General features: G+C 39.4%; 16 protein-coding genes. 4 read left to right on the top strand and 12 right to left on the bottom strand.

The window, feature by feature from the left end:
• Positions 1-891 (bottom strand): IS110 family transposase (locus tag I6F47_RS13860; protein WP_331458559.1); only part of this gene is annotated, 891 nt, incomplete at its 3' end.
• 239 nt (positions 892-1,130) lie between these two features.
• Between I6F47_RS13860 and I6F47_RS13855 the strand changes: the two genes are divergently transcribed.
• Both I6F47_RS13855 and I6F47_RS13850 read left to right on the top strand, forming a co-directional pair.
• Complete coding sequence (locus I6F47_RS13855; RefSeq protein ID WP_197184027.1) at positions 1,131-1,487, top strand: hypothetical protein; 357 nt, start codon at positions 1,131-1,133, stop codon at positions 1,485-1,487.
• 85 nt (positions 1,488-1,572) lie between these two features.
• Positions 1,573-2,163 carry a hypothetical protein gene (locus I6F47_RS13850; protein WP_024591633.1) on the top strand — a complete coding sequence of 197 codons (591 nt, stop codon included), beginning with the start codon at positions 1,573-1,575 and terminating at the stop codon, positions 2,161-2,163.
• An 89-nt stretch (positions 2,164-2,252) separates the two neighbouring features.
• Here I6F47_RS13850 and I6F47_RS13845 read toward each other — a convergent pair whose 3' ends face one another.
• The 9 genes from I6F47_RS13845 to prmB form a co-directional block, all read right to left on the bottom strand.
• The gene (locus I6F47_RS13845; protein ID WP_197184026.1) at positions 2,253-3,809 is read right to left on the bottom strand and encodes an AbgT family transporter; all 1,557 of its coding nucleotides are present in this window, start codon (positions 3,807-3,809) and stop codon (positions 2,253-2,255) included.
• Positions 3,810-3,953: 144 nt separating this feature from the next.
• Positions 3,954-4,229 carry a YfcL family protein gene (locus I6F47_RS13840; RefSeq protein ID WP_002962183.1) on the bottom strand — a complete coding sequence of 92 codons (276 nt, stop codon included), beginning with the start codon at positions 4,227-4,229 and terminating at the stop codon, positions 3,954-3,956.
• The gene (locus I6F47_RS13835) at positions 4,226-5,389 is read right to left on the bottom strand and encodes an ATP-NAD kinase family protein (protein ID WP_197184025.1); all 1,164 of its coding nucleotides are present in this window, start codon (positions 5,387-5,389) and stop codon (positions 4,226-4,228) included. Before I6F47_RS13835 ends, I6F47_RS13840 begins: the two co-directional genes overlap by 4 nt.
• Complete coding sequence (locus I6F47_RS13830) at positions 5,379-5,933, bottom strand: elongation factor P hydroxylase (RefSeq protein WP_010554670.1); 555 nt, start codon at positions 5,931-5,933, stop codon at positions 5,379-5,381. Before I6F47_RS13830 ends, I6F47_RS13835 begins: the two co-directional genes overlap by 11 nt.
• Positions 5,934-6,050: 117 nt before the next feature.
• Positions 6,051-6,512 carry a zinc-ribbon domain containing protein gene (locus I6F47_RS13825; RefSeq protein ID WP_197184024.1) on the bottom strand — a complete coding sequence of 154 codons (462 nt, stop codon included), beginning with the start codon at positions 6,510-6,512 and terminating at the stop codon, positions 6,051-6,053.
• A 60-nt stretch (positions 6,513-6,572) separates the two neighbouring features.
• Complete coding sequence (locus I6F47_RS13820; protein ID WP_024593902.1) at positions 6,573-7,220, bottom strand: glutathione S-transferase family protein; 648 nt, start codon at positions 7,218-7,220, stop codon at positions 6,573-6,575.
• Between the two features lie 106 nt (positions 7,221-7,326).
• Positions 7,327-7,704 carry a DUF4112 domain-containing protein gene (locus I6F47_RS13815; RefSeq protein ID WP_024591638.1) on the bottom strand — a complete coding sequence of 126 codons (378 nt, stop codon included), beginning with the start codon at positions 7,702-7,704 and terminating at the stop codon, positions 7,327-7,329.
• A 120-nt stretch (positions 7,705-7,824) separates the two neighbouring features.
• Positions 7,825-8,922 (bottom strand): chorismate synthase, encoded by a 1,098-nt coding sequence (gene aroC / locus I6F47_RS13810; protein ID WP_002962170.1) that lies wholly within the window; start codon positions 8,920-8,922, stop codon positions 7,825-7,827.
• Positions 8,923-8,986: 64 nt separating this feature from the next.
• Positions 8,987-9,922, bottom strand: a complete 936-nt coding sequence (gene prmB / locus I6F47_RS13805) for a 50S ribosomal protein L3 N(5)-glutamine methyltransferase (RefSeq protein ID WP_007580615.1) — start codon at positions 9,920-9,922, stop codon at positions 8,987-8,989.
• Between the two features lie 152 nt (positions 9,923-10,074).
• Between prmB and smrB the strand changes: the two genes are divergently transcribed.
• Positions 10,075-10,632 (top strand): endonuclease SmrB, encoded by a 558-nt coding sequence (gene smrB / locus I6F47_RS13800; protein ID WP_007377742.1) that lies wholly within the window; start codon positions 10,075-10,077, stop codon positions 10,630-10,632.
• 27 nt (positions 10,633-10,659) lie between these two features.
• Entirely contained in the window at positions 10,660-11,589 is a 930-nt protein-coding gene (locus I6F47_RS13795) for an AEC family transporter (RefSeq protein ID WP_165721369.1), read from the top strand.
• Position 11,590: 1 nt separating this feature from the next.
• Here the strand turns inward: I6F47_RS13795 and I6F47_RS13790 are convergent, their stop codons facing one another.
• Together I6F47_RS13790 and I6F47_RS13785 are read right to left on the bottom strand one after the other, a co-directional pair.
• Entirely contained in the window at positions 11,591-12,328 is a 738-nt protein-coding gene (locus I6F47_RS13790) for an SDR family oxidoreductase (RefSeq protein WP_024591641.1), read from the bottom strand.
• Positions 12,329-12,336: 8 nt separating this feature from the next.
• Positions 12,337-12,690 (bottom strand): RidA family protein, encoded by a 354-nt coding sequence (locus I6F47_RS13785; RefSeq protein ID WP_197184023.1) that lies wholly within the window; start codon positions 12,688-12,690, stop codon positions 12,337-12,339.
• Between the last annotated feature and the right edge of the window lie 14 nt (positions 12,691-12,704).

The following is a 12,704-nucleotide window of genomic DNA, read 5'->3' as shown; positions in this document are numbered from 1 at the left end:
TACACATGCTCGATTATGCCCTCGAGTTTGAACCAGTCGGTTTATCCATTGACTTAATTTATCATTCTTCGTTTTTGCTCTTGAGACAACAGCTTTTGCTCCTTGGATCAACAGGCACCTTAAGTAGCTATTTCCTCGCTTACTTATCCCAAGTAAAGTATCTTTCCCGCCACTACTGTGTTGACGCGGAACGATACCTAAAGACGCTGAAACATCGCGGCCTCTTTTATAGTTACTGCCATTTCCAACTTCATTGAAATAGGCGCTTGATACCATAGGACCAAATCCAGGTATTGTTTGGATCCGTTGGCAAATATCATTATTTTTTGCTGTTTCAACTATTAATGTACTGTAAGTTTCAATGCAGCTGTCTAAGTTACTCAATTGTGTTTCTAACTGCTTTAGTACCGCTTTAAATGCGCCTGATAATCCGGTATTTTCATCTTCTAAAATTAGGGGGATACTTTTGCGTATTGTGTTTACACCCTGATTTAAAATAATTCCGTATTCAGCAGTTAAGCCTCGGATTTGATTGCATAGTGCCGTTCTTTGTCTGACCGCTAATTCTCTCGCTTTGTGCTGTGCTTGGTTATCTTGTTGCTCAACTGATTTTATACAGACACTCTTAATATGATGTTGTTTTGAAGCAACGCTAATTGCTAAAGCATCGTTATAATCATTTTTATTGCCAACTAAGAAGGCTTTTACATGCTGAGGTGGAATAAGCTTTATCTCATGACCACATTTTCTGATTTCTCGAGCCCAAAAATGAGAAGTTGCACAGGCCTCTAAAGCAACTAAACACGTAGTGTGTTGTTGGAAAAAAGATAACACTTGCGCACGCTTTAACATTTTCTTTTTAACTAAGCGCCCTTGTTCATTGCAGCACACCACATGGAAAAATCTNATGGAAAAATCTTTTTGCTATATCTAAACCAATTGTTGTAATCTTCATTTTGGTCTTCTCCCTTTGATTATTGTAACCACTTTAATCATGGCACATAGATGCCGTATAGGGAGGAGACCATTACATCAGGTTAGTTAGAGGAAAAATTCAGAAGCTCGCTATTAAAATGGCTGCCGTAATAGGAATAAGCAGCGGTATTACTTTCATGGAGAGATGTAAATAAATGAAACTTTTAACAAGCCAAATAACCCGAATGGTAGCCCTACTTCATAATAAAGGTTTTTTTCACATATACCTATATGCTGGATTATCGCCCAGCGGTTGTGATTGGCGCTATATAATTGGTCACACTAAAGATGGGAAGTGGCCAACTAACGATCTAATTACTTATGGTAGCATCAACTCTAGCAGCAAACTGACATGGTCTGAGAAGAATACAACTGAAGATTTATGCAATGACTTTATTAACTACTTCAAACTTGAAAAATATTCTCCTACAAAAGAGCAACTTCAATACATAGATTGGTACTCAACTGTTGTTAACTCACTAGCTGAGGATGAAGCAGTCATTTTTATGTAGACTACCAAACTAGTCATCAACATTTACTAAATAATGCGCCAGGCTTTGTAAAAAAATAATATTTTTGACAGTAAGGATCACTGATATGAAAAAATTATATGAATACCTACCAATCATAGCGCTACTAAGCCCTCTTATTTTATTCATGGCTATTCCAATTGTAATAGACTTTACAGACCCTCCATTTATTGCAAATAAAAAATATGACATTACTATTTTTTGGATTATCCCTATTATTTCAGGTGCACTATTTATCTATTTGAATATGCTTGTATTCAAAAAATATAAGCAATGCAGTAAATATAGAGAATCATTTAAGCATAATATTTCAGGAATAAAGAACCTAGCTTCATTTATTTTAGGCTATTTGGCGGCTCCATTTTTAATATACGCAATATTTTATATCTATTTAGCCCTTCCAATAAAGCTGTTTGCTTATTTCACTGAAAGTGATTATTGGTATAAAGAATATATCCTGACAGACGTTGAAGAGTGCGGCAGTGATTATGAAAATAGTTGTACACGTTTATCTTTTTTAGATCCTAAAACAAAGCAAATACACGAGCTTCGGTGGTATGAAGAGAAATCATCCATTATCAATAGTAAAGGGCACTATGTTTATGTAATCGGTGAAGCTAGCTATTTTGGTTATATTGTCAGAGGGCTAGAAAGATAGCCATCATTGGCTTACAAAGTTAAAGCTTATAAAAAAGCCCTGTCATTTTCGTGGCAGGGCTAATATAAGCTCTTAATATTTATACTTTATTAAGGCGCTAGCGCCGGGTAAACATAGCTGGCATCAAGCCCTAGTGGAATACCAAGTGCCCAGTAACCTAATAAAAAGATACTCCAGCCAATCATAAAGGCGATTGAGTACGGTAGCATAATAGCAATTAAAGTACCTATACCTGTGCCTTTCACATACTTTTGACAGTACACCACCACTAATGGGAAATAAGGCATTAACGGTGTAATAATATTAGAACTTGAGTCACCTACACGATAAGCGGCTTGAGTTAAGTCTGGCGAAATGCCAAGTTGCATTAACATCGGTACAAAAATAGGGCCAAGTAACGCCCATTTTGCTGAACTTGAACCTACAAACAAGTTAACAAAGCCAGTTAAAAAGATAATGCCCACAACCGTTACTGCACTTGGCAATTCCATTGCCTTTAATAACTGCGCACCTTCGATTGCGAGTAATGCACCTAAATTTGATTTACTAAATGCAGCAATAAATAGCGAACAGAAAAATGCCATGACGATATAATATGCCATGCCGCTCATCGCTTTACTCATTGCATCAATCATATCTTTTGAAGTTTTAAAGGTACCTACCGTAAAACCATATACTGTGCCAGGTAGCCAAAAAAGTAAAAATATTAGTGGTACAATTGATTGCATTAAAGGAGAGCTAAAATTAGTAAGGGATCCGTCACTACTGCGCATTGCAGAATCGTCTGGAGCAGAGACAAATGCTAATAACGCAAGTCCTGCAATCATCACGGTACTGGCTATATAAAAGGCACGTTTTTCATCACTACGTGCATCTTCAAATACAGGTAAATCCTCTTTAGCACCATCAACCGCTGTTTTTTGTAAACGTGGTTCAATAATTTTATCGGTGATGTACCAGCCCAATGCCACAATAAATAAGCTAGATGCTGAAGCAAATGCCCAGTTATTTAACGGGTTAATTGTCATTGCAGGATTAATTATTTGCGCCGCACTTTGGGTAAAGCTTTGTAGCAATGGATCAATCCCTGATGGAATAAAGTTAGCCCCAAAACCACCACTGACTCCTGCAAATGCCGCTGCAATACCCGCAAGCGGATGGCGTCCTGCAGCATAAAATATAACACCGGCAAGTGGAATAACTAATACATAACCTGCGTCAGTAGCGGTATGGCTCACAATGGCTACTAAAATGATTGAAGGCGTTAATAGCTTTTTAGGAGTAACTTTAAGCATTAACTTAAGACCGGTATTAATGAAGCCCGAATGCTCTGCAACACCTACACCTAACATAGCTACTAAAACGACACCTAAGGGAGCGAAGCCGGTAAAGGTTTTTACCATAGAGGATAAAAAAGTAGCGAGCGAATCACTTGCCAGCATATTATTAATAATAATCGCTTCACCGGTACGTGGGTCTATTGCATCAAAGCTTACACCTGAAAACCACCACGACAAAAACCAAATTAATAACATTGCAAACAGAAATATTACGGCTGGATCTGGAAGCTTATTGCCAACCCGCTCAACAAAATTTAAAAAACGCGCAACAACCCCTGAAGGTAAAGCGTCTTGATTATTATTCATTTTTATTGTTCCTAAAATTTATTTTTAGTAACAATATCGCATAAAAACAAAACAGTAAATTAACATAAAAATCTGCTTTAAAAGTTTTGGACACAAAAAAACACGATAGTGATAAACAAATCGTGTTTTTTGTGCCACTTACTTTTAAGCGAGGGCTTTAACTTCTTCCCACAAGCGTGCAACTAATGTCTTATCTTCTTCGTTAAGCTCGCCGTTGCGATATGCTTTTACTAAGCTTTGCTCTACAGTTTCGTTTAGCTCATCTATACTGATTGTCAGCTTTTCTACTTCGGCATAACCAACTGCAAGATCAAAATGACCTCGTAAATAGCCGCCTGCAAATAACTCATCGTCAGTTGCTTTTATTACTAAATCATCGAAGTACTGCTGGGCTGCATCGATATAGTTCACTAAACTCATTTATTAATCTCCTGGTTTTGCAAAGCACCTGTATTTTCAAGGTTTTGGTGCCCTACTGCATACATAATATGGTCGTTAAATCCGGTGGTTACTTTAATATAACCCGTTAATTCATCATCTAATTCGCCATCGCCGGTGTCACAAATAAGGGGGCGGTTATTAAGCGCTTGTAGTTTTGTTTTTGTTGCTACTACAATAATGTTTTCTTTGCCAATTGCACGTATAAGCGCAGGGCTCAATTGCTGATTACCACGGCCAAATATATGCCCTTGCCCGCCAATGAGCGTAATGACTAACTTAGTACTTTGCTCATGAGTAAGCTCAAGTAATTGCTTCGCCGTTAAATCTTGAGCAACTAAGGTTTGATCTTTTATTAAATCAACGCCAAGCAACGTATTCTCAAGTCCCATTTCTTCCATTATGGCCTCAACCGTTGAGCCGCTACCCATTATATAAAATGTGTCTTCATCCATTTGCGATACAACATGCGCAGCAATGTCGGCAAGTACGAGTTCGTCGGTTTCTTTGCCGCCATTTTTAACCGCTTGCATATAGCGTACTTCGCTAGGTGTTTGCATTTCGCCGTAGCGCTTTGCTTTTACTGTGCCTTGTCTAAAGGCATCTTCATCTATATCCATTACATCTGCATCAGCTAAGGTAACTAACTCCCCCTTAACCAGCATTTCGACTACGCGCCCTGCAGCTTTTGGTGTAATAGCGTATACACCAGAATGAATTTTACAGCCTGCAGGAATACCAAGTACCGGAACGGTATCCTCTATTGCATGGCAAATATTACGCGCTGTACCATCGCCTCCAGCAAATAAAACTAAATCAACACCTGAGTCTTTAAGTACTTTTGCTGCTTGTTCTGTGTCATCTGGGGTTGTTATTACTTCAGAGTTGTATACAACCTCTACATTAAAGCCCAAGGCTTTTGCTGTTTGCTCACCCATGTCACCGTTAACGGTGTAAATGGTTAAGCGCTCTTTATAAGGCAATAGCACTTCAAGCGCTGCTTTTGTACGGCTATTTGCTTTTGGTTCTGCACCTAATTCGATTGCTTTAGCGGCTGTGTGTGCGCCATCACTACCTTTTAAGGCAACTGTGCCGCCTAAACCCGCTACTGGGTTTACAATTAAACCTAATTTAAACGCCATTACAAAGCTCCTTTGGGTGTTGCCAATTAAATTGCTGCGCTGTTAATGGCCACTGTGTATTATAAAAATCAGAGAGTGCTTTTAAAAGTGACTCTGTACGAGAGTTAAAGCCATTTTCGATTAACGATAATACGCGTGCATGTACTCGCTGCTGAAAATCAAACCGACATGTTTGCTCGCCGTTTAAGTTATCCACCGACACATTAAAATTAAACCCTGCTGCGGTGCTTAATAACCACTCTATAGCTTGAGGCTTTACTTCTACGTTTTCAAACTCAGCTTGTTTTTGTTTGTCGCGCCCATCAGGACAATACCAATAGCCGTAATCTTCTAATAAACGACGTTCATCGCCTGCAACCAACCAGTGTGCAACCTCATGTAATGCACTAGCATAAAAACCATGCGCAAATACAACTTGGTGATATGGCACGTGCTCTGTTGCTGGTAAATACACAGGTTCAAAATCGCCTTTTATCAGACATGTATTATGACTTTGATAAAAAGTGCGTTCAAAAATTGAAATTAGATCAGCTATTTGATGCATAAAATTAGGCTAATTTTTCTCGGTTGCAGCGCTATTTTGCGCAGTAAAAACGAGACGAATTGTACGGGCTTTTACAACTAAAGTAAAAATAAGGCGTGATAGTAAAATATAAGCGGACTAATCTTTCACTTTATTGATATTTTTAATAATACCTAAACAGTAAAGAGTATTGGCAAGTTCTTTACGCTGCGTTTTTTCACTAGAGGTTTTATTGGCTAAGCTAGTTAACATATCGTACCGTTTACGTAGAGTTAGTATATATCTGGCATGTCTACGGCATTCAAAGCAATGAGTACAGTGTGAATCGACCCAAAATCTTAATGTTTCAAACCAATATTGCTGCTCTTGAGCAAAAAAAATAAATGCCTTAGAGCAAGTCCCGCACTTCTCTTCAATATCAATATAAAGTGCCCGAGGATAAATGGCATAGTTTTGCTTTTTTATATCAGCCAATATTACCGTATTAGGGAAGTATTTAAGGCTCGAGTAACGCCAGTGCGCATTCTCTATCGCCTCTATTGTCACTGGGGTATTGGTAGTTATTGGTGTATTGCCATACCTTGGGTGATTTAGATACATGAGCTGCCTAGTTTAAACTTATGATTTTAAGGCATAAAACATGCCATATAAAAACAATAATTATACAGGCGTTCCTGCTTCATCACACTCTACAATATCGGTCTCGGTTAATGCCTGAGTGATCCATGCTTGCAATACGGGGCAGCGCATCACAAAGTCACAATATTGCTGTGCCTCTGGCGATAACGTAATTTGATAGGTTTTTAAGCGCAGTACAACAGGCACATACATGGCATCAGCAATACTAAAGTCACCAAAAAACCACTCATTTGGAAACACATCTTGTTGCTGTGCAAATATCTCGTCTATACGGGCTATGTCTTTTAGTGCTTCGCTCGATAGGTCTACTTTACGGGTTGCTCTTATATTCATTGGCATTTCACTGCGCAGTGCCATAAAGCCTGAATGCATTTCAGCGCTTAGTGCACGCGCTTTAGCTCTTTGGGTAATATATTTTGGCCATGCAGCGCCTGATAAGTAAGCATCGTTAATATATTCACAAATTGCTAGCGAATCCCATACCTGTAAATCGCCATCAATTAACGCTGGGACTTTTTGCAAAGCAAAGGTCTTTTTTAGTTCATTGTAAAAGTCGGGGGTGTCGAGTACCAGCTGGGTTTCACTAAACTCAACATCAAATTTACTCATTAAATACCATGCGCGTAATGACCAGCTAGAGTAGTTTTTATTACCGATAAATAATTGCATATTGTAGATACCAAAGTGAATAGACGCTCCTACCTTACTAGGTGATTTAACAACCAACAACATTTTGTTTAAAGTCTCTTTGCTAACGGTTACTTAAAGCTATTAATTACTCACTCAACTGCTTGTTTAAATGCTTTTTTAATAGTTGTGTATTACGCGTGTTAGCTTTAAAAAAGGCATCAAAAATATCACCAAAAAATGGCACTAAACCGCCCACAAAGTCTATGAGCATATTGATAATCATCTTAGTTTTTATACGTTTACTCACACCTAAACGCTGGGCTTCTATCAGCACATAACTTGATAAAATTAGCCCTGCGGCATCACCTATAACGGGAATTAAACCAATCACAGCCTCCAAACCTATATTAAATTTAGTAAAAGGAATGCCAATGCTGCTATCAGTTAACTTACTGAATCGCTCTAAGCGGGCTATTGCAGCTTGGGCTTTTATTTGTGAGTGTTCATTAATATTATCGTTCATGATTACTACCCTCCTTCTTGCAGTATATAGGGCCTACTTGAACAACTCCTGAAAGGCTTTAAACTAAATTACAGACATAAAAAAACGCGGTAGTCCGCGTTTTTTTATAATTATAAACACTTACACTGAGCCGTTAATTGGCCCGTGCTGATGATTTACATGCGGATTTTGTCCGCGTTGACGCAGTAAATGGTCCATTAAGGTAATAGCCATCATTGCCTCAGCAATCGGGATTGCACGAATACCCACACACGGATCGTGACGACCTTTAGTGATCATCTCTACCGCTTCGTTGCTTGTATTAATGCTATTACCTGGAATAGTAATGCTCGACGTTGGTTTTAGCGCAATAGAAGCAATAATATCTTGCCCTGTCGAAATACCCGCAAGTACGCCACCTGCATGATTTGATGTAAAACCTTCAGGGGTTAGTTCATCACGATGCTCAGAGCCTTTTTGCTCAACTACGTCAAAGCCATCACCAATTTCAACGCCTTTAACTGCGTTAATACTCATTAATGAGTGTGCAAGTTCAGCGTCAAGGCGGTCAAATACTGGCTCACCAAGACCAACAGGTACATTGCTTGCCACTACTTTTACTTTAGCACCAACTGAGTCACCTTGCTTTTTAAGGTCACGCATATATTCGTCAAGCGCTTCGAGCTTACTTGCATCAGGGAAGAAGAATAAGTTATTTTCCACTTCATCCCAGTCAAACGTTTCCGCCTTAATAGGGCCAAGCTGACTTAAACATGCTTTAACTTCAATACCATGAAATTGCTTTAAGTATTTTTTAGCAATAGCACCTGCCGCTACGCGTATAGCGGTTTCGCGTGCAGACGAACGGCCGCCACCACGATAATCGCGCAGGCCGTACTTATGCCAATACGTGTAATCGCCATGACCTGGGCGAAATACATCTTTAATTTTGCCGTAATCTTGCGAACGTTGATCGGTGTTTTCAATTAATAAACCAATGCTGGTACCTGTGGTTTTACCTTCAAAAACGCCTGCTAATATTTTTATTTGATCGCTTTCGCGGCGCTGCGTTGTATAACGGCTTTGGCCTGGTTTTCGGCGATCTAAATCAATTTGTAAGTCGGCCTCTGTGATTTCAAGACCTGCGGGAGTACCATCAACAACGCCGCCTAATGCAACGCCGTGGCTCTCACCAAAGGTGGACACTTTAAATAACTGTCCAATGCTATTACCTGCCATTAACTTTCCTCATTCCTAATGACTACCAATAGCCAAGCACACGGCTTGGCTATTCATTTTTTACTTATTTTGCAAAATACTCATCTAGCTGCTTTTTGCTAATTACAAATACACCTAAGCCGCCTTGTTCAAATTCAATCCATTCAAACGGCGCGCCCGGATACAGTGCATCCATATGTACCATAGAGTTACCAACTTCTACAAATAACAAACCGTTATCAGTTAGGTGTTCACTCGCTTCACTTAAAATAGTACGGGTTACATCTAAACCATCGTGGCCTGATGCAAGCCCAAGCTCTGGTTCATGATGAAATTCGCGTGGCAGGTCAGCCATATCTTCTGCATCAACATACGGTGGGTTTGCAACTATTAGGTCGTATTTTTGACCTGGTACACCGCTAAATACATCAGACTGAATGGGTAACACACGATCACTTAACATGTAATCGTTAATGTTAATGTCTGTCACTTCAAGCGCTTCATACGATATATCTACCGCATCAACTTGTGCTTCCTCAAAAGCTTGAGCAAGTGCAATTGCTATACAACCCGACCCCGTACATAAATCTAATATGCGGTTAACCGATTGTGGCTCTTCAAGCCAGGGTGTAAAGCGGTTGCTGATAAGCTCAGCAAACGGTGAGCGAGGTATAAGTACACGTTCATCCACATAAAATGGCATACCCGCAAACCATGCAATGTTTGTTAAGTAAGGTACTGGTGTGCAGTCGTTAATACGTTCTGCAATAAGACCCGCAAGTCGGTTTTTTTCTGTGCTTGTTAAACGCGCGTGCATTAATTCTTTTGGCGCATCAACAGGCAAGCTAAGCGCAGGCAGTAATAAGCTTACAGCTTCATCCCATGCGTTATCTGTACCGTGTCCAAAAAATATACTACTACTTGCAAATTGGCTTGTAGTCCAACGTAACCAGTCATGTAAAGTTGACAGTTCTGCAACGGCTTCTTCGAGTGTTGCTTCTTCTATTTGTAAATCGCTCATATATTTTTACCTGTATTAGCTTACTGACTGTTTTGAGTCTTTAAGACGATTGCATTGCCTATCTGCGCTGGGCAAATTACAATTGCCCCTCATTTAAGTATTGTACCGCCTTTTGCGCTGCGTTTTTACGTTTTTTTGTTTAGGTAATAGTTATGAAAAAAGACACTCCATCACATTCGTCCCTAAGCAATGACGACATAAGCTTATTTCGTCAAACGATCACAGGCGCCAAAGTATTTAAACAAGATACTCATCGTTTTGATACAAAGCCTAAGGTGTCACAAGCTAAGCAATTTGCCCAGCAAAAAAAGCAGGCTCAATCTGAATTTTTCTTCTCAGACGTTTATATTCCCGATATAGACACCCACGGCACGGTTAAATATGTAAAACCAGGCCAAGATACTTTCCTAGCTAAACAGCTTCGCCGTGGTGACTTTGCACCCGATTTGACGCTAGATTTACATGGCTTAAATAAAGAACTTGCTAAAGACGAACTCGCTGGACTCATTCACGAATGTAAAAAGCAGCATTACTATTGTGCGTGTGTAGTGCACGGTATTGGCGGCGGCGTACTAAAGCACAAAGTGCCCCAGTACTTAGTACAGCACCCTGACGTAATAGCGATGCACCAAGCCCCTCTCGAATATGGTGGTAGAGGCGCTGTACTCATACTAATTAATTTACCGCAAAGTGATGAATTTAGACGCTAACTTTAGCTATTACTAGGATGTAACTTCGTGCATATTTTTTCGATTATTTTTCCACTCATTTTTATTGTTGCGTTTGGTTATAGCTGTTGCCGATTAAAATTTTTCGAAAAGCAGCATATTGCAGGCTTAAGTAAATTTACTTTTTATATTAGTTTGCCTGCTTTTTTATTGTTAAATATGTCGCAAATTAACTTACAGCAAAGCATTAGCCTTTTTGCATTTTTGAGTTTTTACATACCCGTTCTGAGCGTGTTTGGGGTGGGTATTTTAATTGATCGCTTTTATTTAAATAAAAAGTATTTAAAAAATTACCAACAACACGGCGTCTTTGGACTTGCTTCTAGCTATTCAAATATGGTGTTAGTGGGTATTCCTATTGTTATTGCATCGCTTGGCAAAGAGATGATAGCCATTGCGTTTATGATCATTACTTTTCATAGCACATTGTTATTTGCACTTACTTTTTTAATAGGCGCTAAAGGCAGTAGCGATAAATTTTCGTGGTCGCATTTTGGGAAAAGTATGGTGTTAAATCCAATAGTACTGAGTATTGGGTGCGGGCTTATATTAAACATATTAGGAGTAACACTGTTCACCGACTTAGCAAATAGTTTGGAGCTATTAGCTAAACCAGCAATTGCCTGTGCGCTATTTGTACTTGGTGCAAATTTAGCTTTTTATAAAATAGCTACAAATTGGCGACCGGCGTTAATAGCATCAATTTTAAAAATATTTTTATTGCCTGCGTTAGTTTTATTGGTAGGCACTTATGTATTTAAGCTAGACACGCAAATACTCAATGTATTAGTACTTTTAAGTGCGTCCCCTGTTGGCGTAAATGCTTATCTTATTGCGACTCAAATAAAGCAGCATGAAGCTACTCTTGCTGGGGCTGTCGTACTTTCTACTATCTTAAGTGTTATTAGCTTTACGTTTTGGCTAGCTTTATTACTTTAGCTTACAAACCGCCGGCTACATCAACAAAGCTACCCGTTGTAAAAGAAGCGTGCTCTGAAGCTAAAAAGTAAATTGCTGCAGCAACTTCCTCGGGTGTACCGCCTCTGCCAAGGGGTAATTTACTTTTAAGACGATCGACTCGATTTTTTTCGCCGCCATCGCTATGCATATCAGTGTAAATAAGCCCAGGTCTAACCGAGTTAACTCTAATACCTTTACTTGCCACCTCTTTTGCCAAGCCAATAGTAAATGTGTCCATTGCACCTTTAGATGCTGCATAATCAATGTACTCATTAGGAGAGCCCGTTTTAGCGGCCCCTGATGATACATTAACAATACTACCGCCATTTCCCATTCGCTTTATTGCCTCACGGCTACATAAAAAAGCACTGGTAATATTTGTAGTCAAAACTTCGTTTATGCGCTCAGCACTCATTTCTAACAAAGGCATTTGTGGTTTTAAAATACCGGCGTTATTTATTAGTACATCAAGTCGACCAAAGACTTTATCTATATGCATAAATAAAGCTAAAACGTCAGCCTCTAGTGACACGTCACCTTGAATTACTTCAGCCTCAACGCCTAATTGCTTTACTTTTTCTGCCACCAATATTGCACTAGCTAAATCTGCTTTATAATTAATGCAAACATTATAACCGTGCTTTGCAAAATATAATGCGGTAGCTGCGCCAATACCTCGACTAGAGCCAGTGATGAGTACAACGGGGGAGCAAGTCATTAAAGCTATTATTCTTTTAAAGCTGCAACGACTGAAATTTCAACAAGCAGTGCATCACGTGCCATTTTAGCTTCTATGCAGGCACGTGCTGGTGCATAACCATCGGGTACCCATGCATCCCATACTGCATTCATATCAGCAAAGTATTCCATGCTCTTTACATAAATAGTCGCGCTAAGCATATGTTCTTTTGAACTTCCCGCTTCATCAAGCAATGCCTCTACTTTATCAAGCATAGTTTGAGTTTGCTCTTTAATACCTTTTTGTGCGTCGGCGCATACCTGCCCACATAAATACACAGTGCCGTTATGTTTTACAATGCGGCTCATGCGCGCACCTGTTTGTAAACGCTCTATTGTCATTTTACTTTACTCAA

The sequence above is a fragment of the Pseudoalteromonas sp. NZS37 genome (assembly GCF_015864265.1).
GTDB lineage: Bacteria > Pseudomonadota > Gammaproteobacteria > Enterobacterales > Alteromonadaceae > Pseudoalteromonas > Pseudoalteromonas arctica.
This window is presented reverse-complemented; position numbering and strand designations above follow the sequence as displayed.

What these genes read in the sequence shown, in the direction of transcription:
- I6F47_RS13855 (WP_197184027.1), top strand. Translation starts at nt 1,131, where the DNA reads ATGAAACTTTTAACAAGCCAAATAACCCGAATGGTAGCCCTACTTCAT.
- I6F47_RS13850 (WP_024591633.1), top strand. Translation starts at nt 1,573, where the DNA reads ATGAAAAAATTATATGAATACCTACCAATCATAGCGCTACTAAGCCCT.
- I6F47_RS13845 (WP_197184026.1), bottom strand. Translation starts at nt 3,809, where the DNA reads ATGAATAATAATCAAGACGCTTTACCTTCAGGGGTTGTTGCGCGTTTT.
- I6F47_RS13840 (WP_002962183.1), bottom strand. Translation starts at nt 4,229, where the DNA reads ATGAGTTTAGTGAACTATATCGATGCAGCCCAGCAGTACTTCGATGAT.
- I6F47_RS13835 (WP_197184025.1), bottom strand. Translation starts at nt 5,389, where the DNA reads ATGGCGTTTAAATTAGGTTTAATTGTAAACCCAGTAGCGGGTTTAGGC.
- I6F47_RS13830 (WP_010554670.1), bottom strand. Translation starts at nt 5,933, where the DNA reads ATGCATCAAATAGCTGATCTAATTTCAATTTTTGAACGCACTTTTTAT.
- I6F47_RS13825 (WP_197184024.1), bottom strand. Translation starts at nt 6,512, where the DNA reads ATGTATCTAAATCACCCAAGGTATGGCAATACACCAATAACTACCAAT.
- I6F47_RS13820 (WP_024593902.1), bottom strand. Translation starts at nt 7,220, where the DNA reads ATGCAATTATTTATCGGTAATAAAAACTACTCTAGCTGGTCATTACGC.
- I6F47_RS13815 (WP_024591638.1), bottom strand. Translation starts at nt 7,704, where the DNA reads ATGAACGATAATATTAATGAACACTCACAAATAAAAGCCCAAGCTGCA.
- aroC (WP_002962170.1), bottom strand. Translation starts at nt 8,922, where the DNA reads ATGGCAGGTAATAGCATTGGACAGTTATTTAAAGTGTCCACCTTTGGT.
- prmB (WP_007580615.1), bottom strand. Translation starts at nt 9,922, where the DNA reads ATGAGCGATTTACAAATAGAAGAAGCAACACTCGAAGAAGCCGTTGCA.
- smrB (WP_007377742.1), top strand. Translation starts at nt 10,075, where the DNA reads ATGAAAAAAGACACTCCATCACATTCGTCCCTAAGCAATGACGACATA.
- I6F47_RS13790 (WP_024591641.1), bottom strand. Translation starts at nt 12,328, where the DNA reads ATGACTTGCTCCCCCGTTGTACTCATCACTGGCTCTAGTCGAGGTATT.
- I6F47_RS13785 (WP_197184023.1), bottom strand. Translation starts at nt 12,690, where the DNA reads ATGACAATAGAGCGTTTACAAACAGGTGCGCGCATGAGCCGCATTGTA.